The following is a 20166-nucleotide window of genomic DNA, read 5'->3' on the forward strand; positions in this document are numbered from 1 at the left end:
GGGGCGCGTCGGGCTCAGGACTGGCTGAACACCCCGTTCAGCCAGTCCTGCCAGGCGGCCTCGCACTCCTTGATGTCGACGCCCGGTGTGAAGTCGTGCAGGGAGATGCCGACCGGGTGCCCCCAGTGGTTGCGCCCGAAGACGCGGGTGAGACCCCGGTCCGTGCGCAGTCCGATGAAGTACGGGTTGCGGAAGTCGACCACGGCCTCGAACGTGTCCGGCCCCCGGACGGTCAGCCGCGTGCCCGCCGCCACGTCCTCGCCGACACCGAGCGCCCGTCCGACCACGGCGAGGGCGTCGGCGGCCTTCGACGCCTCCGGCCCGTCGAACGTGGCGAAGGCGGCCGGCCGGGGCGCGAAGTGCACCAGGTACTCCCGCAGGGTGTGCAGATAGAAGTCGTTGTGCTTGGCGGCGCCGTCGTACTGGTTGTCCCAGTCGTCGACGAAGATGCCGCTGTGCACGTACCGCACCCAGGCCCGTCGCCCCTCGTCGCGGGGCTCGATGGTGTAGTCGAGCTGGTTGAGGGTCTGCTCGGAGATGCCCTCGGCGTCCTCGACGCGGTTGGTGTAGCGGTGCGGCGGGTCCCACGCGGTGACCGTGGACCCGAAGGGGCCCTTGCCGCCGACCCGGGGCTCCGGCGGCTCCATCGGCCACAGATATCCTCCGGTGCCGGTGGTGACGGCCTCCCACACCTGCTCCGGGGTGGCGTCGACCTCGAACTCGCGGGCGATCTCGAATTCCTTGGACATGGCGGGCTCCTGACTAGTCCTGCTCGGTTGCCTTGAGGGTCGGGTGGACGGCCACGACGATCCGGTGGTCGCGCCCGGCTTCGGCGTCGGGGGCGTCGTACTTGCGGATCAGGGCGCTCATGCCCGCCGTCAGTTCCTGGACGAAGGCCGCCCGGTCGGCGGCCGAGGCGAAGCGCACCTCGCCGTCCAGCGCGTACGTGGCCAGCCGTCGGCGGGCCTTGGCCGCACCGGTGATCAGCGCCCCGACGTCGCGCACCAGCCGGGCCCCGAGGGCGAGCAGCCAGCGCGCGGACAGCTGGTCGCGGAAGCGGTCCGGGTCGGGCTGCACGGCGGCCAGCGCGAGCGGCGAGATGACGTACGACGCGGCGGTCGCGCGCATCAGCCGCTCGGTGACGTTGCCCTTGCGGCGCTCGCCGGCCAGTTCGACCAGGCCGTGCCGCTCCAGCGTCTTGAGGTGGTAGTTCACCTTCTGCCGGGGCAGGCCGACCTGTCCGGCCAGCATGGCGGCCGACGCGGGTCCGGCCGCCAGTTCGGCGAGCAGCCGGGCCCGGACGGGGTCCAGGGAGACGGCCGCCGCCTCGGCGTCCTCGATCACGGTCACGTCCAGCATGGGTCCACCGTCTCACCGAACACTTTTTTTGTCCAGACGGTCTGAGTTTTCGGTGCGGCTGTCCGGGTGCGCGCCGCCCGTCCGGCCCGAGTGGCTCCGGAAAGGCCGCCGCCCTCCACCGGTGCGGTGGAGGGCGGCGGCATTCCTGGGAGGAAGCCCTACTGGCATGTCCTGCGCCTGTACCGGCGTACCAGCAGCGCTGCCGTCACCGCGGCCGCGCAGGCCGCGCCCGCGATCATCAGGGGGCGCGGGTTGCGCCGGCAGGCCTGGACGGCGTCGGTCACGGGTCCGGGGACCGCCTGCTCGGCCCTGTGCCCCATCGACGTGGCCTTCTCCTGCGCCCGGTGCCCGACCTGGGCGGCCCTCTCCTGGGTACGGTGCCCCACCAGGGCGGCCCGGTCCTGCGCCCTGTGCCCGGCCACGCCGGCCCGTTCCTGCGCCTTGTGCCCGACCAGGGTCGCCTTCTCCTGGGCGCGGTGCCCGGCCTGTGCGGCCGTGCTGCGCAGGCCGACCGTCATCGCCCCCGCCCGGTCGCGCAGATCCGCGGCGCGCGCCCTGGCCCGGCCCTTCACATCGGCCCTGGCCGCCAGCTCCTCCACGGTGTCGCCGAGCCGGCTCCTGGTCTGTTCGATCTGTGCGCGCAGTTCGTCGGGGCCCTTGGCGCCGAAGGCCCGCCTCGATGCGCCACCCGTTCCCTGCGTCCTGTCCGTCATCGGTGGTGCGCCCTTTCCTTGATCTCCTCGACGTCCGCCTTGACACTGCCGATCGTCCGCTGCGGTGCGGGCGGTCCGGCTCGCCGCAACTGGGAGCGGCCGACCAGGGCCAGCAGACCCGCGATCGCGAACAGGGCGCCCGTCACGATGAGCGCCGAGGCCCACACGGGCAGCGCCAGAGAGAGTGCGGCGACCGCCGTGCCGGCGAGCGCGATCAGTCCGACGTAGGCGATGGCGCCCGCGGCGCCCAGCAGCCCGCCGCCGCGCCCCATACGCCGGCCCTTCGCGGTCAGCTCCTCCTTGGCGAGGGCCACTTCCTGCCGTACCAGCAGGGAGAGGTCTTCGGTGGCCTGGTGCACGAGCTCGCCCACGGAGCGGTCGCCCACCGGGTGGTGCAGCTCGCGCGCAGGTCTGGCTTCGATGGTCCCGGTCACGGTGTCCCGCCTCCTCTCGGTCCGGAACACCCCGGGTACCCAAAGGCGCCCCCGCTACCCGTGGCCCGCCGGGCCGGTCCCGCGCTCGCCGAGCCGGGCCAGCTGGGTCTGGAACCAGTCGAGCCGCGCCTGCAACAGGGCCGCCTCCGCGGCGAGTTCGGGCACGCCCACCTCTTGGGGCGCGCCGAGCCACTCGGGTGTGGTCGGTCCGTCGGGCGTGGTCAGTCCCTCGGGTACGCCGTCCGTGCCGTCGGCACCGAGGGACGCGCCGCCCAGCGCGCCGTCCGTCACGGCCCGCAGCCCGTCCCCGGCCAGCCGGGCGAAGCTCGCCGGGGTCACGGACACACGCCCGCGTACGCAGGCCGCGCACGCGGCGGCCAGGGCCCGCAGTCCGGGCCTGCCCCAGCCCGCGTCGGCCAGCGCGACGGCGGGCGCGCCGCACGCGCACGGGCCGACCGTCATCGTCCGCACCCGCTGGCGGGCGTAGCGGAAGCCGCGCTCGAAGCGGATGTAGGCGCCCAGCACCGACACCTCGAGGAGCACCGCGGACCGGTGCTCGGCCGTGCACAGCAGCGCCTCGGCCGCCGTGCGTTCGTGCACGCAGTGGAAGCCGCAGTCGCACAGCCGGGCGGGCGGGCGGTGCCGGCGGCCGTAGACGCAGCCCGCCTCGGCGACGACGCCGTACGGCAGCGCGCCGCCGAGCGACACTCCGGTGAAACCGGCCCGGGTGCCGTCCTGGGACAGCACCGGATGAGCGATCTTGTAACCGGTCGGCGGCTCCGTCGGGCGTTCCGTCGGCAGCCGCAGCCTCATCGGGCGGCCGGGACCTCTTCGGGCGCGGCGGCCTGCGGCTCCTGGATCTCCTCGGGACGTTCGATCTCCTCCTCGGCGACCCGCGGCTGCTGCCGTTCCTCCGCGACTCCGGTGGCCAGTGCCTTGCCGAGCTTCATGACGCCTCCCATGGACTGCCCGTCGGGGACCTCATGCCCATGGTGACGCATGACGGGCGACTTGGACACAGGGCGCCGGAGAGGCGCTGTCCTGAGCGGACGCTGTCCTGAGGGGAGCTGTCCTGAGCGGGGGCTGTCCTGAGGGGGAGCCGTCTTGAGCGTGGCGCTTCACTGTGCGGCGCTGCGCTGCGCCGCCTCACATATTGCAGCATCGCTTAGCGGATTTCCGTAGAAGAATCAAGTGGAGCTTCACGGTGTGGTCGCCGACACTGCCGTCATGACAACCGCAGCCGCTTCCGCCCCGCCCCTCGGCCGCGCTCTGTGCGCCATGATCACGCCCTTCACCGCCGACTCGGAGGCGCTCGACCTCGACGGTGCCCAGCGGCTCGCCGACCGCTTGGTGCGCGAGGGCTGCGACGGCCTGGTCCTGAGCGGCACGACGGGCGAGTCGCCGACCACGACGGACGCCGAGAAGGCGGCGCTGATCCGGGCGGTGCGCGAGGCACTCGGGGACCGGGTCCCGATCGTGGCGGGCGTCGGCACGGCCGACACCCGGCACACCGTCGAACTCGCCCTGGCGGCCGAGAAGGCGGGCGCCGACGCGGTCCTGGTGGTGACCCCGTACTACAGCAGGCCGCCGCAGAACGCCGTGGAGGAACACTTCCGCACGGTCGCGGACGCCTCCGGCCTGCCGGTCGTGCTGTACGACATCCCCGGCTGGCCGAACACCCCCGGATCGTGGCGGTCAAGGACTGCTCCTACGACCTCCTCGGCGTCCAGAAGCTGCCGGCCCGCACCGAGTTGGCGTTCTACGCCGGCTGCGACGAGCACATCCTCGCCCTGTACGCGGTCGGCGGCACCGGATACGTCAGCACGGTCGCGAACGCGGCACCGCGCCAACTGCGGGCCGTCCTGGACGCGTTCGACGCGGGCGACACCGCGCTGGCGGCGCGGTTGCAGCAACGGGCCGTCGAGCTCGTGGAGTTGACGATGGCCTCCGGGCTGCCCGGCACCGTGACCGTCAAGGGGCTGCTCGGCGCGCTCGGGCTGCCCGCGGGCCCGGTGCGCGCACCGCTGCGGCCCGCCGGCCGGGAGACGGTCGAGGCGCTGCGGGATGCCTACGAGCGCCTGTCGGCGTCCGCGCCCGGGAGCTGAGCCGTGGGGTGGCCGAGCCGTAAGGTGGCCTCGTGAGCCGCCCGCTGCTGTTCCTCGACGTCGACGGCCCCCTCAACCCGTGGGCGGCCCAGCCGGAGCGGCGCCCCGAGGGCTACACGACGATCCGGGTGGCGCTGCACCCGGGCCGGGTGCTGCGGGTCTGGCTGAACCCCTCGCACGGCCCGGCGCTGCTGGAGCTGGGCTACGACCTGTGCTGGGCCACCACCTGGATGGACGCCGCGAACCGCTGGCTCGCTCCGGTCCTCGGCCTGCCCGAACTGCCGTACGTCGACTTCGGCGAGGGGCTGTTCGCCTTCCGGCCCGACGGCGTCCACTGGAAGACGGAGGCGATCGTGGCGTACGCGGCGGGCCGCCCCTTCGCCTGGGTGGACGACGAGCAGACCCCGGCGGACACCGCGTACGTGACGGCGGAGCACCCCGGCCCTGCTCTGCTGCATCACGTGGACGCGAGGGCGGGTCTGCGCGGGCCGGACTTCACGGCGCTCGCGAGGTTCGCGGACTCGCTGCGTCGCGACACAGCGACGTGAACGGGGCGTCCGTCCGCACGGGACCCCCGCCTGCGGCTTGGTTCGTTCATCGCGGGCGGGGGCCTCGGTCACACGGTCAGGGGAACGGGGTGGATCTCGTCGGGCCGGTGACCGGCGCGCTCGTGGACGCGCTGGATCGCCTCGGCCGAGGGGGCCTCGGAGAGGCAGTAGACCGTGCCGGACTCCGGGTCCGCCCAGGCCTTCTCGAAGTGGACGCCTTCTTCGTCCTCGATGGCAAGATCGGCCTGGTGTGCCCGCATCAGTTGGTCGGCAGAGATGCCCTTCATCCCGTGGTGGACATCCATGAACTGGGGCATGGCGGCGCATCTCCTTCCGCTGCCGCGTCCCGGCGTTCGGCATCGCCGAGTCCGCTGGGCCAGTTCCGTCATCTCCATCCTGTCCCCGTACGGCCGTGACGGCGACCAGGCCGCCGATCACCGGGGCGGCCGCGGGGTGCGGCCGCCCCGGTGATCAATTGTGCCCGTGATCAGCCATGGCCGTGATCAGTTGTGGCTGTGCAGGATCTCGTTCAGGCCGCCCCAGACCGCGTTGTTCGGGCGGGCCTCGACCGTGCCGGTGACCGAGTTGCGGCGGAAGAGGATGTTGGAGGCGCCGGAGAGCTCACGGGCCTTGACGATCTGACCGTCGGGCATGGTCACGCGGGTGCCCGCGGTGATGTAGAGGCCGGCCTCGACGACGCACTCGTCGCCGAGCGCGATGCCCACGCCCGCCTCGGCGCCGACGAGGCAGCGCTCACCGATGGAGATGATCACGTTGCCGCCACCGGAGAGCGTGCCCATGGTGGAGGCGCCGCCGCCGATGTCCGAGCCGTCGCCGACCACGACACCGGCGGAGATGCGGCCCTCGACCATGGAGGTGCCGAGGGTGCCGGCGTTGAAGTTGACGAAGCCCTCGTGCATCACGGTGGTGCCCTCGGCGAGGTGCGCGCCGAGGCGGACCCGGTCGGCGTCGGCGATCCTCACGCCCTTGGGGGCGACGTAGTCCGTCATGCGCGGGAACTTGTCGATGGAGGTCACCTGGAGGTGCAGGCCCTCGGCGCGGGCGTTCAGCCGCACCTTCTCGATGTCGTCGACGGCGACCGGGCCGAGGGAGGTCCAGGCGACGTTGGCGAGGTGGCCGAAGATGCCGTCCAGGCTCTGGCCGTGCGGCTTGACCAGGCGGTGCGAGAGCAGGTGCAGGCGCAGGTAGACGTCGTGCGCGTCGACCGGCTTCTCGTCGAGGGAGGCGATGACCGTGCGGACCGCGACGACCTCGACGCCGCGGCGGGCGTCCGGGCCGACGGCCGCCGTCGCGCCGCCGCCCAGCAGTTCGGCGGTCCGCTCCGCGGACAGCCGCTCGGTACCGGTCGGGCCGGGCTCGTCCGTCAGCTCGGGCGCGGGGTACCAGGTGTCGAGAACGGTGCCGTCGGAAGCGATCGTGGCGAGACCGGCGGCCACGGCGCCGGTGGTGCGAAGAGCAGTCGTGTCGGTCATAGGGGAAACCTAACCGGCGGGGGGCGCCGGGGGCGAACCGGTCCGGGCTGCGTCTCAGGGGACGGTCGCGGGTCGCCTGCGGCGGGCGGCGCGGAGGGGTGCGGTGGGCGGCGCGGAGGGGTGCGGTGGGCGCGCGGGTCGCCTGTGGCCGGCTACGCGGGGGGGGGGTGCGGTGGGCCGCGCGGGTCGCCTGCGGCGGGCTGCGCGGGGGTGGGGTGCGTGTGGGGCGTTCGGTTGTGGGTCGGGTGCCTGCGGCAGCCTGTGCGGGGGTGCTTATGGGGCGTCCGGTCGTGGGGCGGGGGTCCGCGCCAGCGCGCGCTGGTGTGTGGGGGTGCGCGTAGCGCGTGCGGGTGCGTGGGGGCGGTCCGTGTCAGTGGATCAGTCTCGCCAGGATCTCGCGCGCGTACTGCTCGTCGTACGGCGTGTCCGTGAGGAGTACCTGTAGGCAGATGCCGTCCATCAGGGCCACCAAGGCCCGAGCCGTCAGCGGGTCGGTGTGGTGGGCCAGGAGGGCGGCCAGGTCTTCGGCCCACTCGGCGGCCACCGGGCGCAGGGCGGGGCGGCGCAGGGCCGCGAGGTAGAGCTCGTACTCCAACTCGACGCCGGTGCGGTCGCCCGCCAGCCACTCCCCCATCAAGCCGGCGAGGTCCGTGGCCAGGTCCGTGTGCGGGTCGGTCAGCCCGCCGCGGGTCGCGACCGCCTTGGCGAAGCCCTCTTCCGCCTGGCGCAGCGCGGCGACCAGGAGGTCGTCCAGGGTGGCGAAGTGGTACGTCGTGGAGCCCAGCGGGACGTCGGCCTCCGCCGCGACCGAGCGGTGGCTCAGTCCGGCGATGCCCTGCCGTGCCACCACGCGGATCGCCGCGTCGATGATCCGCTGCCGGCGTTCGGGGTCGTAGCGGCGGGGCATCAGTGGGCTCCGCCCAGGTTCAGCACCACCACTCCGCCGATGATCAGCACGATTCCGGCGACCTTGGCCGTGCTCAGGCCCTCACCGAAGAGGACCAGGCCGAGCGCGGCGACGGCCGCCGTCCCGATTCCGGCCCAGATGGCGTAGGCCGTGCCGATGGAGACGCTCTTGAGGGTCTGGGCCAGCAGGAAGAAGGACAGTACGTAGCCGACGAGGGTGACCAGGGACGGTCCGAGTCTGCTGAAGCCGTCGCTGTACTTCATGGCCGTCGTGGCGGCGACTTCGGCGGTGATGGCGCCCGCGAGCATCACATATCCCATGGCGGGAGCCTAGCGAGGGTTGTGTACGGGCGTACATATCGGCGGGACGAAAACGGCGAGGTCCGTGCGGACCTCGCCGTTCCCGGGTGTCGGACGTTGGATTCCCGTCAGACGTTGAAGCCGAGCGCGCGCAGCTGCTCGCGGCCGTCGTCGGTGATCTTGTCGGGGCCCCACGGCGGCATCCAGACCCAGTTGATGCGCAGCTCGTTGACGAGGCCCTCCGTGGCGGACTTGGCCTGGTCCTCGATGACGTCCGTCAGCGGGCAGGCCGCCGACGTCAGGGTCATGTCGACGGTCGCGATGTTCGACTCGTCGATGTGGATGCCGTAGATCAGGCCGAGGTTGACGACGTCGATGCCCAGCTCCGGGTCGACGACGTCCATCAGGGCCTCGCGGAGCTCCTCCTCGGAGACCGGCTTCAGTTCTGCGGTGTCGGTCATGCCGTCTTCCTTTCGGCGCCGTCCAGTGCCTGGGCCGTCGCGTCCTTCCAGGCCATCCAGCTCAGCAGGGCGCACTTGACCCGGGCCGGGTACTTGGACACCCCGGCGAACGCGACCGCGTCCTCCAGGACGTCCTCCATCGCGTCGTCGGGCTCGATCCTGCCCTTGGACTGCATCAGCTCCAGAAAGGTCTCCTGGATCTTCTGCGCCTCGGCGAGCTCCTTGCCGACGAGGAGCTCGTTGAGCACGGAGGCCGAGGCCTGGCTGATGGAGCAGCCCTGGCCCTCGTACGAGACGTCCTTGATCGTCGTGCCGTCGTACTTCACGCGAAGGGTGATCTCGTCGCCGCACGTCGGGTTCACGTGGTGGACCTCGGCGTCGCCATCCCGAAGACCACGCCCGTGCGGGTTCTTGTAGTGGTCCAGGATGACCTCCTGGTACATGGAGTCCAGCTTCATGCGATCGCTCGTCCCGTCCCGTCAGCCGAAGAAGTTCCGTACGTGCTCCAGGCCGTCGACCAGTGCGTCGATCTCGGCCGGCGTGGAGTACAGATAGAACGACGCTCGCGTGGTCGCAGGAATTCCGTAGCGGAGGCAGACCGGACGGGCGCAGTGGTGGCCGACCCGGACCGCGATGCCCTGCTCGTCGAGGACCTGGCCCACGTCGTGCGGGTGGATGTCGCCCAGGGTGAAGGAGATCGCGGCTCCTCGGTCCTCGGCCGTGGTCGGGCCGATGATCCTCAGGTCCGGGACCTGAGCCAGGCGCTTCACCGCGTACTCGGTGAGCGCGTGCTCATGGGCGAGGATCTTGTCCATGCCGATGGCGTTGAGGTAGTCGATCGCCGCGCCCAGACCGACCGCCTGCGCGATCGGCGGGGTGCCCGCCTCGAACTTGTGCGGGGCGGGGGCGTACGTCGAGGAGTGCATCGACACGGTCTCGATCATCTCGCCGCCGCCCAGGAAGGGCGGGAGGTCCTCCAGGAGCTCCTGGCGGCCCCACAGCACGCCGATGCCCGTCGGGCCGCACATCTTGTGGCCGGTGAAAGCCACGAAGTCGGCCTGGAGGGCCTGCACGTCCAGCGGCATGTGCGGGGCGGCCTGCGAGGCGTCGACGCAGACCAGCGCCCCGACCTCCTGGGCGCGGCGCACTATCGCCTCGACCGGGTTGACGGTGCCGAGGATGTTGGACACCAGCACGAAGGAGACGATCTTCGTCTTCTCCGTGATGATCTCGTCGATGTTGGACAGGTCCAGACGGCCGTCGTCGGTGAGGCCGAACCACTTCAGCTTCGCGCCCGTGCGCTGCGCCAGCAGCTGCCAGGGGACGATGTTGGAGTGGTGCTCCATCTCCGTGATGACGATCTCGGTGTCGGAGTCCACCCGGTAGGGCTCGTCGGCCCAGCCGAGCATGTTCGCCACGAGGTTGAGCGACTCGGAGGCGTTCTTGGTGAAGACGACCTCGTCGCGGCTCGGCGCGTTGATGAACGTGGCGACCTTGTCGCGCGCGCCCTCGTACAGCGCCGTGGCCTCCTCGGCGAGCACGTGCACACCGCGGTGGACATTGGCGTTGTAGCGCTCGTAGTACTCGCTCAGGGCGTCCAGCACCTGGCGCGGCTTCTGCGAGGTCGCCGCGTTGTCCAGGTACACGAGCTTCCTGTCGTCGTGGACCAGTCGGTCCAGGACGGGGAAGTCCTTACGGATCGCCTCGGTGTCGAGGAGGCCCGGCAGCTGTGTCACTCGGATGCGCCACCCTTCGTGTAAGCCTCGTAGCCCTCGCTCTCCAGCTTGTCCGCGAGCTCGGGGCCGCCGGACTCGACGATGCGGCCGCCGGCGAACACGTGGACGTGGTCGGGCTTGATGTAGCGCAGGATGCGCGTGTAGTGCGTGATCAGCAGCGTGCCGACCTCGCCGGTCTCGCGGACGCGGTTCACGCCCTCGGAGACGATCCGCAGGGCGTCGACGTCCAGGCCGGAGTCCGTCTCGTCGAGGACCGCGATCTTCGGCTTGAGCAGCTCGAGCTGGAGGATCTCGTGGCGCTTCTTCTCACCGCCGGAGAAGCCCTCGTTGACGTTGCGCTCGGCGAAGGAGGGGTCCATGTGGAGCCGCTCCATGGTCTCCTTGACCTCCTTCACCCAGGTGCGCAGCTTGGGGGCCTCGCCGCGGATCGCGGTGGCGGAGGTGCGCAGGAAGTTGGAGACGGAGACGCCGGGAACCTCGACCGGGTACTGCATCGCCAGGAACAGGCCCGCGCGGGCGCGCTCGTCGACGGACATCTCCAGGACGTCCTCGCCGTCGAGCAGCACGGTGCCGCCGGTGATCGTGTACTTCGGGTGACCCGCGAGCGAGTAGGCGAGGGTCGACTTGCCGGAGCCGTTGGGGCCCATGATGGCGTGCGTCTCGCCCTGCTTCACGGTCAGGTCGACGCCCTTGAGGATCTCCTTCGTGGCGTTGTCGGCCTCGACGGTGACGTGCAGGTCTCGGATTTCAAGCGTTGCCATGGGTGCCTCAGGACTCCTGGGTGAGGGAGACGAGAACGTCGTCCCCTTCGATCTTGACGGGGTATACGGGGACGGGGCGCGTCGCGGGCAGGGCGTCCGGCTTGCCCGAGCGGAGGTCGAAGCGCGAGCCGTGCAGCCAGCACTCGATGTGGCAGTCGTCGACCTCGCCCTCGGCGAGCGAGACGTTCGCGTGCGAGCAGATGTCGTGGATGGCGAACACCTCGCCCTCGGTCCTGACGACCGAGATCGGCGTGCCGTCGATCTCCACCCGCTTGGGTGTGTCGTCCTCCAGCTCGCTCAGCCCGCAGACGCGTACGAAGGCGGCGCTCATCCGACCGACGCCTCCAGCTCTTCCTCGATCTTGGCGAGCAGGCGCTCCTCGATGTCCGTGACACCGATCTGCTGGACCAGTTCGGCGAAGAAGCCGCGGACCACCAGGCGGCGGGCCTCGTGCTCCGGGATGCCGCGGGCCATCAGGTAGAACAGCTGCTCGTCGTCGAAGCGGCCGGTGGCGGAGGCGTGTCCGGCGCCGACGATCTCGCCGGTCTCGATCTCCAGGTTCGGCACGGAGTCGACCCGGGCGCCGTCGGTCAGCACCAGGTTGCGGTTCATCTCGTAGGTGTCCGTGCCCTCGGCCTTGGCCTCGATGAGCACGTCACCGATCCACACGGCGTGTGCGTCGTCGCCCTGGAGCGCGCCCTTGTAGGCGACGTTGGACTTGCAGTGCGGGGTGTTGTGGGTGACCAGCAGGCGGTGCTCCTGGTGCTGCCCGGCGTCGGTGAAGTACAGGCCGTACAGCTCGGCCTCGCCGCCGGTGCCGGCGTAGGTCACGCGCGGGTGCAGGCGGACCACGTCACCGCCGAAGGTGACGACGACCGACTTGAAGGAGGCGTCCCGGCCGACCAGCGCGTTGTGCTGGGCGACGTGGACGGCCTTGTCGTCCCAGTCCTGGACGGAGACGACGGTCAGCTTGGCGCCGTCGCCCAGGACGTAGTCGACGTTGGCGGCGAGCACCGCGTCACCGGTGTGGTCGATGACGACGACGGCCTCGGCGAAGGCCCCGAGCTCGATGACCTGGTGACCGTAGGCGACCCCGCCCTCGCCGTGCACGGCGACGCGGATCGGCTCGGTGAGGACGGTCTCCTTGGGGACGGTCACGACCGAGGCCTGCTCGAAGGAGGAGTAGGCCTGGGCGGCGACGCGGTCCACCGGCGTGCCGGCCCGGCCGACCCGGGCGTCGTCGCGGCCGACGGTCTCGACGGTGACGCCCTCGGGGGCCTGGACGTCCACCTTCACTCCGGTGCCGGTGGCGGTGGCGGTGCCGTCGTGCAGGCCGCGCAGCCGCTCCAGCGGGGTGAACCGCCACTCCTCCTCGCGGCCGTGCGGGACCGGGAAGTCCGCCACGTCGAAGGAGGGCGGCGCGCTCATGCGCGTGGCGACGGTCGACTCGGCGGCGACCGCGATCGAGCCCGCGGTGGTGGAACCCACGGGGATGTTCTGGGCCTCAGCCATGGCTGTCGTAATGCTCGCTTTCCGTTGCGTAAGGGCTTGACGGGGGTCCTGCGGCGGCGGTCAGCCGACCGCGCCCTCCATCTGCAGCTCGATCAGCCGGTTGAGTTCCAGCGCGTACTCCATGGGCAGCTCCTTGGCGATCGGCTCGACGAAGCCGCGCACGATCATCGCCATGGCCTCGTCCTCGCTCAGGCCGCGGCTCATCAGGTAGAAGAGCTGGTCCTCGGAGACCTTGGAGACCGTGGCCTCGTGGCCCATGGACACGTCGTCCTCGCGGACGTCGACGTAGGGGTAGGTGTCCGACCGGGAGATGGTGTCGACCAGCAGCGCGTCGCACAGCACGTTCGACTTCGAGCCGGCGGCGCCCTCGCCGATCTCGATCAGGCCGCGGTAGGACGTACGGCCGCCGCCGCGCGCCACGGACTTCGAGACGATGTTGGACGACGTGTTCGGCGCCATGTGGACCATCTTGGCGCCCGCGTCCTGGTGCTGGCCCTCGCCGGCGAAGGCGATGGACAGCGTCTCGCCCTTGGCGTGCTCGCCCATCAGGTAGACGGCCGGGTACTTCATCGTCACCTTGGAGCCGATGTTGCCGTCGATCCACTCCATGGTCGCGCCCTCGTAGGCCACGGCGCGCTTGGTGACCAGGTTGTAGACGTTGTTCGACCAGTTCTGGATGGTCGTGTAGCGGCAGCGGGCGTTCTTCTTGACGATGATCTCGACGACCGCGGAGTGCAGCGAGTCCGACTTGTAGATCGGCGCGGTGCAGCCCTCGACGTAGTGCACGTAGGCACCCTCGTCGACGATGATCAGGGTCCGCTCGAACTGGCCCATGTTCTCGGTGTTGATCCGGAAGTAGGCCTGGAGCGGGATCTCCACGTGGACGCCCGGCGGGACGTAGATGAAGGAGCCGCCCGACCACACGGCGGTGTTCAGCGCGGCGAACTTGTTGTCACCGGCCGGGATGACCGTGCCGAAGTACTCCTTGAAGAGCTCCGGGTGCTCCTTCAGCGCGGTGTCGGTGTCCAGGAAGATGACGCCCTGCTCCTCCAGGTCCTCGCGGATCTGGTGGTAGACGACCTCCGACTCGTACTGGGCCGCGACACCGGCGACGAGGCGCTGCTTCTCCGCCTCGGGGATGCCGAGCTTGTCGTAGGTGTTCTTGATGTCCTCGGGAAGGTCCTCCCAGGACTCCGCCTGCTTCTCCGTGGAGCGCACGAAGTACTTGATGTTGTCGAAGTCGATCCCCGACAGGTCCGAGCCCCAGTTCGGCATGGGCTTCTTCTCGAAGAGCCGAAGACCCTTGAGGCGGAGCTTGGTCATCCACTCCGGCTCGGACTTCTTCCCGGAGATGTCCTTGACGACCTCCTCGTTCAGGCCGCGCCTGGCGGAGGCACCGGCCGCGTCGGAGTCGGCCCAGCCGTATTCGTACTTGCCCAGGCCCTCGAGTTCGGGGTGAGCAGTCTCCGTGGGGAGAGTCATGCGGGGTTCCTCCCGGCCGTGCTTGCAGATGCGTCAGTGGAAATCTGGGGGATGAACGTCGTACATACGCCGTCGCCGTGGGCGATGGTCGCCAGCCGCTGGACGTGGGTACCCAGCAGCTCGGCGAAGATCTCCGTCTCCGCCTCGCACAGCTGCGGGAACTGTTCCGCGACATGCGCCACCGGGCAGTGGTGCTGGCAGAGCTGCTCACCCTTGTGCGGGAGGGGCGCGCTGCGCGCCGTAGCAGCGTACCCGTCCCTGCTCAGCGCCTTGGCCAGCGCTTCGGCCCGCTTGTCGGGGCTGACACCCTCGATCGCCTTGCGGTACGCGCTCGCCTGCGCGGCGATCCGGGCCCGGGCGAAGGCGGCGACGGCCTTCTGCCCGCCTTCCCGCTCGGCGATCCAGCGCAGCGCGTCCGCGGCGAGCGCGTCGTACGACTGGTCGAAGGCGTCCCGGCCGCAGTCGGTGAGCGCGAAGACCTTGGCGGGCCGGCCGCGTGTCCGCGCCCCGTACACCCGCTGCTCGCGCGCCTCCACCACGTCGTCGGCGACCAGGGCATCCAGATGGCGCCGCACGGCCGCTTGGGTGAGCCCGAGCCGGCCGGCCAGCTCGGCGACGGTCGACGGGCCGTGGTCCAGGATGGACCGCGCGACCCGGTTGCGCGTGGAACGATCCGAGCGCATCCCGGCCGCGAGCTCCTCCTGAGGGGTCCCCGTAGGGGTCTCCCGAGCCTCGCCGACGTTTTTCACAACGCCATTGTTGCGTAATTCCCGAGAGCCTGACAAGCGACCGCGGTCCGGGCGGACGGTGCCCTGCGTCACTTAGGCAAACCTAATCCGACCTGCGCAAACGGTCGCCGCCCGATCAAACCGGTGGCACCGCCCGGCGTCGTGCACCACACTGCCGGGTCATGCCCACACCCCCCGTGACCGGCCCTCTTGTCACCCGGACCATGATCGCCGAGCAGGTGCGCGCGCTCGGCGTACGCCCCGGCGAGATCCTCCTCCTCCACTCCTCCCTGAGTTCGCTCGGCTGGGTCTGCGGCGGTGCCGTCGCGGTCGTCCAGGGGCTGCTCGACGCCCTCGGCCCGGACGGCACGCTCGTGGTCCCCACCCAGACCGGCGGCCTCACCGACCCCGCGGGGTGGAGCAGGCCCCCGGTGCCGCGGGAGTGGTGGGAGACGATCCGCGCGGCGATGCCCGCCTACGACCCCCAGGTCACGCCGTCGCTCGGGGTCGGCGTGATACCGGAGACCGTCCGCACCTGGCCGGGCGCCCGGCGCAGCGCCCACCCGCACACGTCGTTCGCGGCGCTCGGGCCACACGCCGCCGAGATCGTGGACGGCCACGCCGCCGACTGCCGGCTGGGCGAGCGAAGCCCGCTGGCCCGGCTGGAGGCCGCCGGCGCCCGCGTGCTGCTGCTGGGCGCCGGATTCGACGCCTGCACCTGTTTCCACCTGGCCGAGTACCGGATCCCGTCACCGCTCGTCGAGCTGGGCCGGCCGGGGCCGCACGGCTGGGAGGTCGTGACCGAGGTGTCCATCACCTCCGAACGCTTCGACGAACTCGGGCACGACTTCGAACGGGACCGTCCGGTGGCACGCGGGACGGTGGGCGCGGCGGGGGCGCGCCTGTTCCCGCTGGCGGACGCGGTGGCGTACGCCGAGCGCTGGCTTGCCGTGCACCGTCCCCGTGAGGAGGACTTCCCGCACCCGGCCGCCTGATCCGTCCGGCGCGTCCCTAGACTCTGGACCCATGCGAAGTGAGCCCGCCCGCCCGTCTCCCGACCACCACCCCTCAGGGAGACGCTTCGCGTCGCACCCGGTCGTCGAGGTCCGGTCCCTGGTGAAGCGGTACGGCACGAAGACCGCGGTGGACGGCCTCGACCTGGTGGCCCGGGCGGGCGTGACCGCCGTGCTCGGTCCCAACGGTGCGGGCAAGACGACCACGGTCGAGACCTGCGAGGGCTACCGGAAGCCGGACTCCGGGACGGTGCGCGTCCTGGGCCTCGACCCGGTGAGACAGTCCGCCGAGCTGCGGCCCCGGGTCGGCGTCATGCTCCAGTCCGGAGGCGTCTACTCGGGCGCCCGGGCCGACGAGATGCTGCGGCACGTCGCCAAGCTGCACGCCCACCCGCTGGACGTGGACGAGCTGATCGAGCGGCTGGGCCTGGGCAGCTGCGGGCGCACCGGCTACCGCAGGCTGTCCGGCGGGCAGCAGCAGCGGCTCGCGCTCGCCATGGCCGTGGTGGGCCGGCCCGAGCTCGTCTTCCTCGACGAGCCGACCGCCGGACTCGACCCGCAGGCCCGGCGCGCCACCTGGGACCTGGTGCGCGACCTGCGTGCCGACGGGGTGTCCGTGATCCTCACCACGCACTACATGGAGGAGGCCGAGCAGCTCGCCGACGACGTGGCCGTCATCGACGCCGGCCGGGTCATCGCCCAGGGCTCCCCGGAGGAGCTGTGCCGCGGCGGCGCGGAGAACACCCTGCGCTTCACCGGCCGCCCCGGCCTGGACGTCGCCTCGCTGCTCAAGGCGCTGCCCGCCGACTGCACCGCCGCCGAGCTGACGCCGGGCTCGTACCGGGTCGTCGGCAAGGTCGACCCTCAGCTGCTCGCCACGGTGACGTCGTGGTGCGCGCAGCACGGGGTGATGCCGGAGAAGATCTCCGTCGAACGGCACACCCTGGAGGATGTGTTTTTGGAGCTGACGGGCAAGGAGCTTCGTTCATGAATCCGGTCCACACCGAGCCCGGCCGGGGGTCCGGCCCGCGGCGCAGCCGCAATCGGATGCAGTGTCCCCCGGGAAAACACAGCTTGGAGCTGACCGGCAAGGAGCTGCGCTCGTGACCACCACCACCGGCACGTCCGCCGGCACCCCCGCCGGTACTCCCGCCGGCACCTACGCCCCACGCCCCGGCGCGGCCCCGCTCCCCCGCATGATCGCGGCGCAGGCGGCGCTGGAGACGAAGATGCTGCTGCGCAACGGCGAGCAGCTGCTGCTGACCGTCGTGATCCCGACGCTGCTGCTGGCGCTGTTCAGCTCCGTGGACATCGTGGACACCGGCGCCGGCAAGGCCGTGGATTTCCTCACGCCCGGCATCCTCGCCCTCGCCGTGATGTCGACGGCGTTCACCGGACAGGCCATCGCCACGGGCTTCGAGCGGCGCTACGGCGTCCTGAAGCGGCTGGCCTCCTCGCCGCTGCCCCGGTGGGGCCTGATGACCGCCAAGACGGCGTCGGTGCTGGTCACGGAGGTTCTCCAGGTCGTCCTGCTGACCGTGATCGCCTTCGCGCTGGGCTGGTCCCCGCACGGCAACCCGTTCGCCGTCCTGCTCCTGCTGGTCCTCGGCACGGCCGCGTTCTCGGGCCTCGGCCTGCTGATGGCGGGCACGCTCAAGGCCGAGGCGACGCTGGCCGCCGCCAACCTGGTCTTCCTGCTGCTGCTCGTCGGTGGCGGCGTGATCGTGCCACTGGAGAAGTTCGGGTCGGCGGCGCGGCACGTGCTCGGCCTGCTGCCGATCTCCGCCCTCTCGGACGGCCTCAGGGACGTGCTCCAGCACGGCGCCGGGATGCCGTGGGGCGACCTGGGGATCCTTGCCGTATGGGCGGTCGTGGGGCTGGCCGCCGCCGGAAAGCTCTTCCGCTGGGAGTAGGAACGAGAGGCATCCGATGGACCCTCGTGAAAGCGTGCACAAGCGGCGCCCTACGATGGAACGCGTGCCAAAGCTGACCCGCGACGACGCCGTGTCCGTCGTGCGCAACCCGCTCTCCTTCATCGCCGAACGCTGGACCCCGCACCCGCGGACCGTCCAGCGGGCGGCCCTCGCCGCGCTCGCCATGGCGGTCGTCATCGTCGTCACCGGCGGCGCCGTCCGCCTGACCGGCTCGGGCCTGGGCTGCCCGACCTGGCCCACCTGCACCGACGACTCGCTGACCACCACACGGGCCATGGGCTTCCACGGTGTGATCGAGTTCGGCAACCGCATGCTGACGTACGTGCTGTGCGCCGCCGTCGGCTGGGCGATCATCGCCGCCCGTTCGCAGAAGCCGTGGCGGCACAGCCTGACCCGGCAGGGCTGGTGGCAGTTCTGGATCGTCATGGGCAACGCGGTGCTCGGCGGCATCGTGGTGCTCGTCGGCCTGAACCCCTACACCGTGGCGGCCCACTTCCTGCTGTCCACGGCGCTGATCACGGTCGCCACGGTGATGTGGCAGCGCTCCCGCGAGGGTGACACGGCACCGCGTCCGCTGGTCGGCAAGGCGGTGCAGCAGCTGGTGTGGTTCCTGGTCCTGGCGAGCGGCCTGCTGATCGCCGTGGGCACGGTGGTGACCGGGGCCGGTCCGCACGCGGGCGACTCCAAGGAGGTGGCCCGCATCCCGATCGACTGGGAGACGGTCGCCAAGCTGCACGCGGTGCTGGCCTGGATCGTGGTGACGCTGACGTTCGCGCTGTGGTTCGTGCTGAAGGCCGTGGACGCGCCGAAGGGACCGCTGAGCCGCACCCGGGATCTGTTCCTGATCCTGCTCGGCCAGGGCGTCATCGGCTACGTGCAGTACTTCACGCACCTTCCCGAGTTCCTGGTCGGCCTGCACATGCTGGGCTCGTGCCTGATGTGGATCGGGGTGCTGCGGGTGCTGCTGTCGCTGCGCGAGCGGCCCGAGGCGGTGACCGGCCTTCCGGAGCAGCCCGCCGAGGCCGCCTCCCTGGCGAAGGCGTAGATTCCCCGGACCGCCGGCCCGACCGGCTCCGCGCAGAGCTGGAGCGGGCCTTCGAGGGGTCACTCCAGCCCGTACACCCGCCGCGCGTTCCCCGCCGCCACCATCCCCGCGACCCGCTGCGCGTCCCCCGGCGACCAGGCGCCCTCCGCGACCCAGGAGCCGAGCACCCTCGCCAGCGCCTCTCGGAACAGACGGGCCCCCACCACGTGCAGCTCGGGCAGTCCATGGGCGCCGCTCGAGAAAAGGATCTTGCCGAAGGGGGCGAGTTCCAGGATCTCGGCGAGGATCGTGGCGGCCCGGGCCCCGGTGCGCACCAGGGCGGCGCCCGAGTCGGCGTACACGTGCGGGAAGACGCCGGCCAGGTGGGCGGCGTGGCGGTGGTACGGGTAGCCGTGCAGCAGGACGAGGTCCGTGCCCAGGCCCGCCGTCGCCCGTACGAAGTCCGTGAGCAGCACCGGATCGGTGCGGTCGATGCGCAGACCCGGCTCGCCGAGCCCCGCGTGCAGCTGGAGGGGCCGCCCGGAGGCCACCGCGATCCACAGCAGGTGGCGCAGCAGCACCGGATCGCTCAGCTCCCCGCCGACCCGCCGCCCGGCCAGCCAGCGGCCCGCGGCGCCCCGCACCTCCCCCGGTCCGGGCGGCTCGGGCGCGAGCGCCAGGCCGTGCCGTACGCCCGCCACGGAGGTGAAGGCGACGGCGTGCGCGGCGGCGCCGTGCACCGACTCGGCGAGGTTGGCGAGGAGGGACTCTACGGTGCCGGAGGTGTCGGCGACCTGCTCGGCGAGGAGTTCCAGGCGCACGATCTCATGGGCGGCGGCGCCGCCCGCCGAGGCCATCTCGCCGGGACCGGTGAGGTCACCGGGCAGCCCGGTGTCGACGAGGTACGTCGTGATGCCGCTGCCGCGCAGCAGTCTGCGGCCGGCCTCCAGGACGCCCAGTTCCCGGCGCCGGGCGAGATAGCGGGCAGGCGGGCAGTGCGGCTCCAGGCCGAGCAGCGGGGGGCACCAGCGGCGTACCGCGAAGCCGGTCTGGGTGTCGAAGAGGGTGGTGCCGGGCGCGGGCGGGCCCTCGGTCCGGGCCAGCTGGGCCTCGAAGGTGCCGAGGCCCAGTTCCGTTCTCAGTACGCCGTGGCAGTACTGGTCCACGAGGGACGGCGTCTCGATCATCCGGTTCTCCCGTGGGTGGACCGCTTCCTCCACGGGGCCTAACGGGTGAACCGGCTCTCAGGTGTTGCCCGCCCGGCGTCCTGGTTCAGCGGTTGCTCGGGCCGCCCAGCTGGATGCCCGCCATGCGGGACCACTCGTAGGGGCCCGTCTTCACCTTGGCCGCGAACTCGCCGTCGAACGACTCGTGAACGGTGATCCCGGACTTCCGCACGGCCTGCTCGGCGATGGCGTACGTGGGGGCCACGATGTCGCCCCAGGCGCCGTCCTCGCCGACGAGGACGATCCGGGCGCCGCGCTGCCCGATGTACGCGACCTGGCCCTCGGTCCCGCCGTGGGCCTTGGAGAAGGAACCGATCCGCTGGGCGAGGCGGGCGGCCTTGCGCTCGGCCTTGGGGTCAACCTGCTGCGTGTCTGCCATGGCAGGAGCCTACCGACGGGTAGATCGAACGGCGACGGGCGGGGTGAGTGGC

The 20166-nt window shown here is 71.5% G+C and carries 25 protein-coding genes and 1 pseudogene; 6 read left to right on the plus strand and 20 right to left on the minus strand.

All coding sequences use genetic code 11. The features are described from left to right. Positions 1 to 14 precede the first annotated feature (14 nt). From R2S09_RS19520 to R2S09_RS19545, 6 genes are all read right to left on the minus strand, one after another. The gene (locus R2S09_RS19520) at positions 15 to 749 is read right to left on the minus strand and encodes an SRPBCC domain-containing protein (protein ID WP_316742354.1); all 735 of its coding nucleotides are present in this window, start codon (positions 747 to 749) and stop codon (positions 15 to 17) included. 13 nt (positions 750 to 762) lie between these two features. Next, positions 763 to 1359 (minus strand): helix-turn-helix domain-containing protein, encoded by a 597-nt coding sequence (locus R2S09_RS19525; RefSeq protein WP_316742355.1) that lies wholly within the window; start codon positions 1357 to 1359, stop codon positions 763 to 765. A 158-nt stretch (positions 1360 to 1517) separates the two neighbouring features. Next, positions 1518 to 2072, minus strand: coding sequence for a DUF3618 domain-containing protein (locus R2S09_RS19530; protein ID WP_316742356.1), 555 nt, complete (start codon positions 2070 to 2072; stop codon positions 1518 to 1520). Then, complete coding sequence (locus tag R2S09_RS19535; protein ID WP_306183745.1) at positions 2069 to 2506, minus strand: phage holin family protein; 438 nt, start codon at positions 2504 to 2506, stop codon at positions 2069 to 2071. The genes R2S09_RS19530 and R2S09_RS19535 overlap by 4 nt, the downstream gene beginning before the upstream one ends. Before the next feature lie 54 nt (positions 2507 to 2560). Beyond that, positions 2561 to 3319 (minus strand): hypothetical protein, encoded by a 759-nt coding sequence (locus R2S09_RS19540; protein ID WP_316742357.1) that lies wholly within the window; start codon positions 3317 to 3319, stop codon positions 2561 to 2563. Continuing rightward, the gene (locus R2S09_RS19545) at positions 3316 to 3456 is read right to left on the minus strand and encodes a hypothetical protein (RefSeq protein WP_189906459.1); all 141 of its coding nucleotides are present in this window, start codon (positions 3454 to 3456) and stop codon (positions 3316 to 3318) included. Before R2S09_RS19545 ends, R2S09_RS19540 begins: the two co-directional genes overlap by 4 nt. A 277-nt stretch (positions 3457 to 3733) precedes the next feature. Here R2S09_RS19545 and R2S09_RS19550 point away from each other — a divergent pair. Both R2S09_RS19550 and R2S09_RS19555 read left to right on the plus strand, forming a co-directional pair. Next, positions 3734 to 4611 (plus strand): annotated as a pseudogene (locus tag R2S09_RS19550) (4-hydroxy-tetrahydrodipicolinate synthase family protein). Positions 4612 to 4643: 32 nt separating this feature from the next. Further along, positions 4644 to 5159 carry a hypothetical protein gene (locus R2S09_RS19555; RefSeq protein WP_316742358.1) on the plus strand — a complete coding sequence of 172 codons (516 nt, stop codon included), beginning with the start codon at positions 4644 to 4646 and terminating at the stop codon, positions 5157 to 5159. A gap of 68 nt (positions 5160 to 5227) precedes the next feature. On the opposite strand, the gene R2S09_RS19560 is transcribed toward R2S09_RS19555, so the two are convergent. The 12 genes from R2S09_RS19560 to R2S09_RS19615 form a co-directional block, all read right to left on the minus strand. Beyond that, on the minus strand, positions 5228 to 5476 hold the full coding sequence (locus tag R2S09_RS19560; RefSeq protein ID WP_316742359.1) for an SCO4226 family nickel-binding protein: 249 nt from the start codon (positions 5474 to 5476) through the stop codon (positions 5228 to 5230). A 186-nt stretch (positions 5477 to 5662) separates the two neighbouring features. Further along, positions 5663 to 6652 carry a 2,3,4,5-tetrahydropyridine-2,6-dicarboxylate N-succinyltransferase gene (dapD, locus tag R2S09_RS19565; protein ID WP_306183736.1) on the minus strand — a complete coding sequence of 330 codons (990 nt, stop codon included), beginning with the start codon at positions 6650 to 6652 and terminating at the stop codon, positions 5663 to 5665. A 370-nt stretch (positions 6653 to 7022) separates the two neighbouring features. Continuing rightward, positions 7023 to 7559, minus strand: a complete 537-nt coding sequence (locus R2S09_RS19570) for a TetR/AcrR family transcriptional regulator (protein ID WP_306183735.1) — start codon at positions 7557 to 7559, stop codon at positions 7023 to 7025. Next, positions 7559 to 7879, minus strand: a complete 321-nt coding sequence (locus R2S09_RS19575; RefSeq protein WP_306183733.1) for a multidrug efflux SMR transporter — start codon at positions 7877 to 7879, stop codon at positions 7559 to 7561. Before R2S09_RS19575 ends, R2S09_RS19570 begins: the two co-directional genes overlap by 1 nt. Before the next feature lie 107 nt (positions 7880 to 7986). Next, positions 7987 to 8319 carry a metal-sulfur cluster assembly factor gene (locus tag R2S09_RS19580; protein ID WP_030182234.1) on the minus strand — a complete coding sequence of 111 codons (333 nt, stop codon included), beginning with the start codon at positions 8317 to 8319 and terminating at the stop codon, positions 7987 to 7989. Beyond that, complete coding sequence (gene sufU, locus R2S09_RS19585; RefSeq protein WP_316742360.1) at positions 8316 to 8777, minus strand: Fe-S cluster assembly sulfur transfer protein SufU; 462 nt, start codon at positions 8775 to 8777, stop codon at positions 8316 to 8318. The genes R2S09_RS19580 and sufU overlap by 4 nt, the downstream gene beginning before the upstream one ends. A gap of 21 nt (positions 8778 to 8798) precedes the next feature. After that, positions 8799 to 10055, minus strand: coding sequence for a cysteine desulfurase (locus R2S09_RS19590; RefSeq protein WP_306183728.1), 1257 nt, complete (start codon positions 10053 to 10055; stop codon positions 8799 to 8801). Further along, on the minus strand, positions 10052 to 10816 hold the full coding sequence (sufC, locus tag R2S09_RS19595; RefSeq protein ID WP_030182243.1) for a Fe-S cluster assembly ATPase SufC: 765 nt from the start codon (positions 10814 to 10816) through the stop codon (positions 10052 to 10054). The genes R2S09_RS19590 and sufC overlap by 4 nt, the downstream gene beginning before the upstream one ends. 7 nt (positions 10817 to 10823) lie before the next feature. After that, complete coding sequence (locus R2S09_RS19600) at positions 10824 to 11147, minus strand: non-heme iron oxygenase ferredoxin subunit (RefSeq protein ID WP_306183726.1); 324 nt, start codon at positions 11145 to 11147, stop codon at positions 10824 to 10826. Beyond that, positions 11144 to 12328: a Fe-S cluster assembly protein SufD gene (gene sufD / locus R2S09_RS19605; protein ID WP_316742361.1), complete on the minus strand. Its 1185-nt coding sequence runs from the start codon at positions 12326 to 12328 to the stop codon at positions 11144 to 11146. The genes R2S09_RS19600 and sufD overlap by 4 nt, the downstream gene beginning before the upstream one ends. A gap of 60 nt (positions 12329 to 12388) precedes the next feature. After that, positions 12389 to 13810 carry a Fe-S cluster assembly protein SufB gene (gene sufB / locus R2S09_RS19610; protein WP_306183722.1) on the minus strand — a complete coding sequence of 474 codons (1422 nt, stop codon included), beginning with the start codon at positions 13808 to 13810 and terminating at the stop codon, positions 12389 to 12391. After that, positions 13807 to 14559, minus strand: coding sequence for a metalloregulator ArsR/SmtB family transcription factor (locus R2S09_RS19615; protein WP_306183721.1), 753 nt, complete (start codon positions 14557 to 14559; stop codon positions 13807 to 13809). The genes sufB and R2S09_RS19615 overlap by 4 nt, the downstream gene beginning before the upstream one ends. 161 nt (positions 14560 to 14720) lie before the next feature. Between R2S09_RS19615 and R2S09_RS19620 the strand changes: the two genes are divergently transcribed. From R2S09_RS19620 to R2S09_RS19635, 4 genes are all read left to right on the plus strand, one after another. Continuing rightward, positions 14721 to 15533 carry an AAC(3) family N-acetyltransferase gene (locus tag R2S09_RS19620; RefSeq protein WP_316742362.1) on the plus strand — a complete coding sequence of 271 codons (813 nt, stop codon included), beginning with the start codon at positions 14721 to 14723 and terminating at the stop codon, positions 15531 to 15533. A 31-nt stretch (positions 15534 to 15564) separates the two neighbouring features. Beyond that, entirely contained in the window at positions 15565 to 16542 is a 978-nt protein-coding gene (locus R2S09_RS19625) for an ABC transporter ATP-binding protein (protein ID WP_306183717.1), read from the plus strand. Between the two features lie 112 nt (positions 16543 to 16654). Then, positions 16655 to 17464 carry an ABC transporter permease gene (locus R2S09_RS19630; RefSeq protein ID WP_316742364.1) on the plus strand — a complete coding sequence of 270 codons (810 nt, stop codon included), beginning with the start codon at positions 16655 to 16657 and terminating at the stop codon, positions 17462 to 17464. Between the two features lie 55 nt (positions 17465 to 17519). Continuing rightward, complete coding sequence (locus R2S09_RS19635) at positions 17520 to 18530, plus strand: COX15/CtaA family protein (RefSeq protein WP_316742365.1); 1011 nt, start codon at positions 17520 to 17522, stop codon at positions 18528 to 18530. A gap of 59 nt (positions 18531 to 18589) precedes the next feature. Here R2S09_RS19635 and R2S09_RS19640 read toward each other — a convergent pair whose 3' ends face one another. Then, complete coding sequence (locus R2S09_RS19640) at positions 18590 to 19696, minus strand: amidohydrolase family protein (protein ID WP_316742366.1); 1107 nt, start codon at positions 19694 to 19696, stop codon at positions 18590 to 18592. 85 nt (positions 19697 to 19781) lie between these two features. Beyond that, positions 19782 to 20114 (minus strand): hypothetical protein, encoded by a 333-nt coding sequence (locus R2S09_RS19645; RefSeq protein WP_306183710.1) that lies wholly within the window; start codon positions 20112 to 20114, stop codon positions 19782 to 19784. Between the last annotated feature and the right edge of the window lie 52 nt (positions 20115 to 20166).

Origin of the sequence: Streptomyces sp. MK7 (genome assembly GCF_032658145.1) — a bacterium.
Classification (GTDB): Bacteria; Actinomycetota; Actinomycetes; order Streptomycetales; family Streptomycetaceae; genus Streptomyces; species Streptomyces spiralis.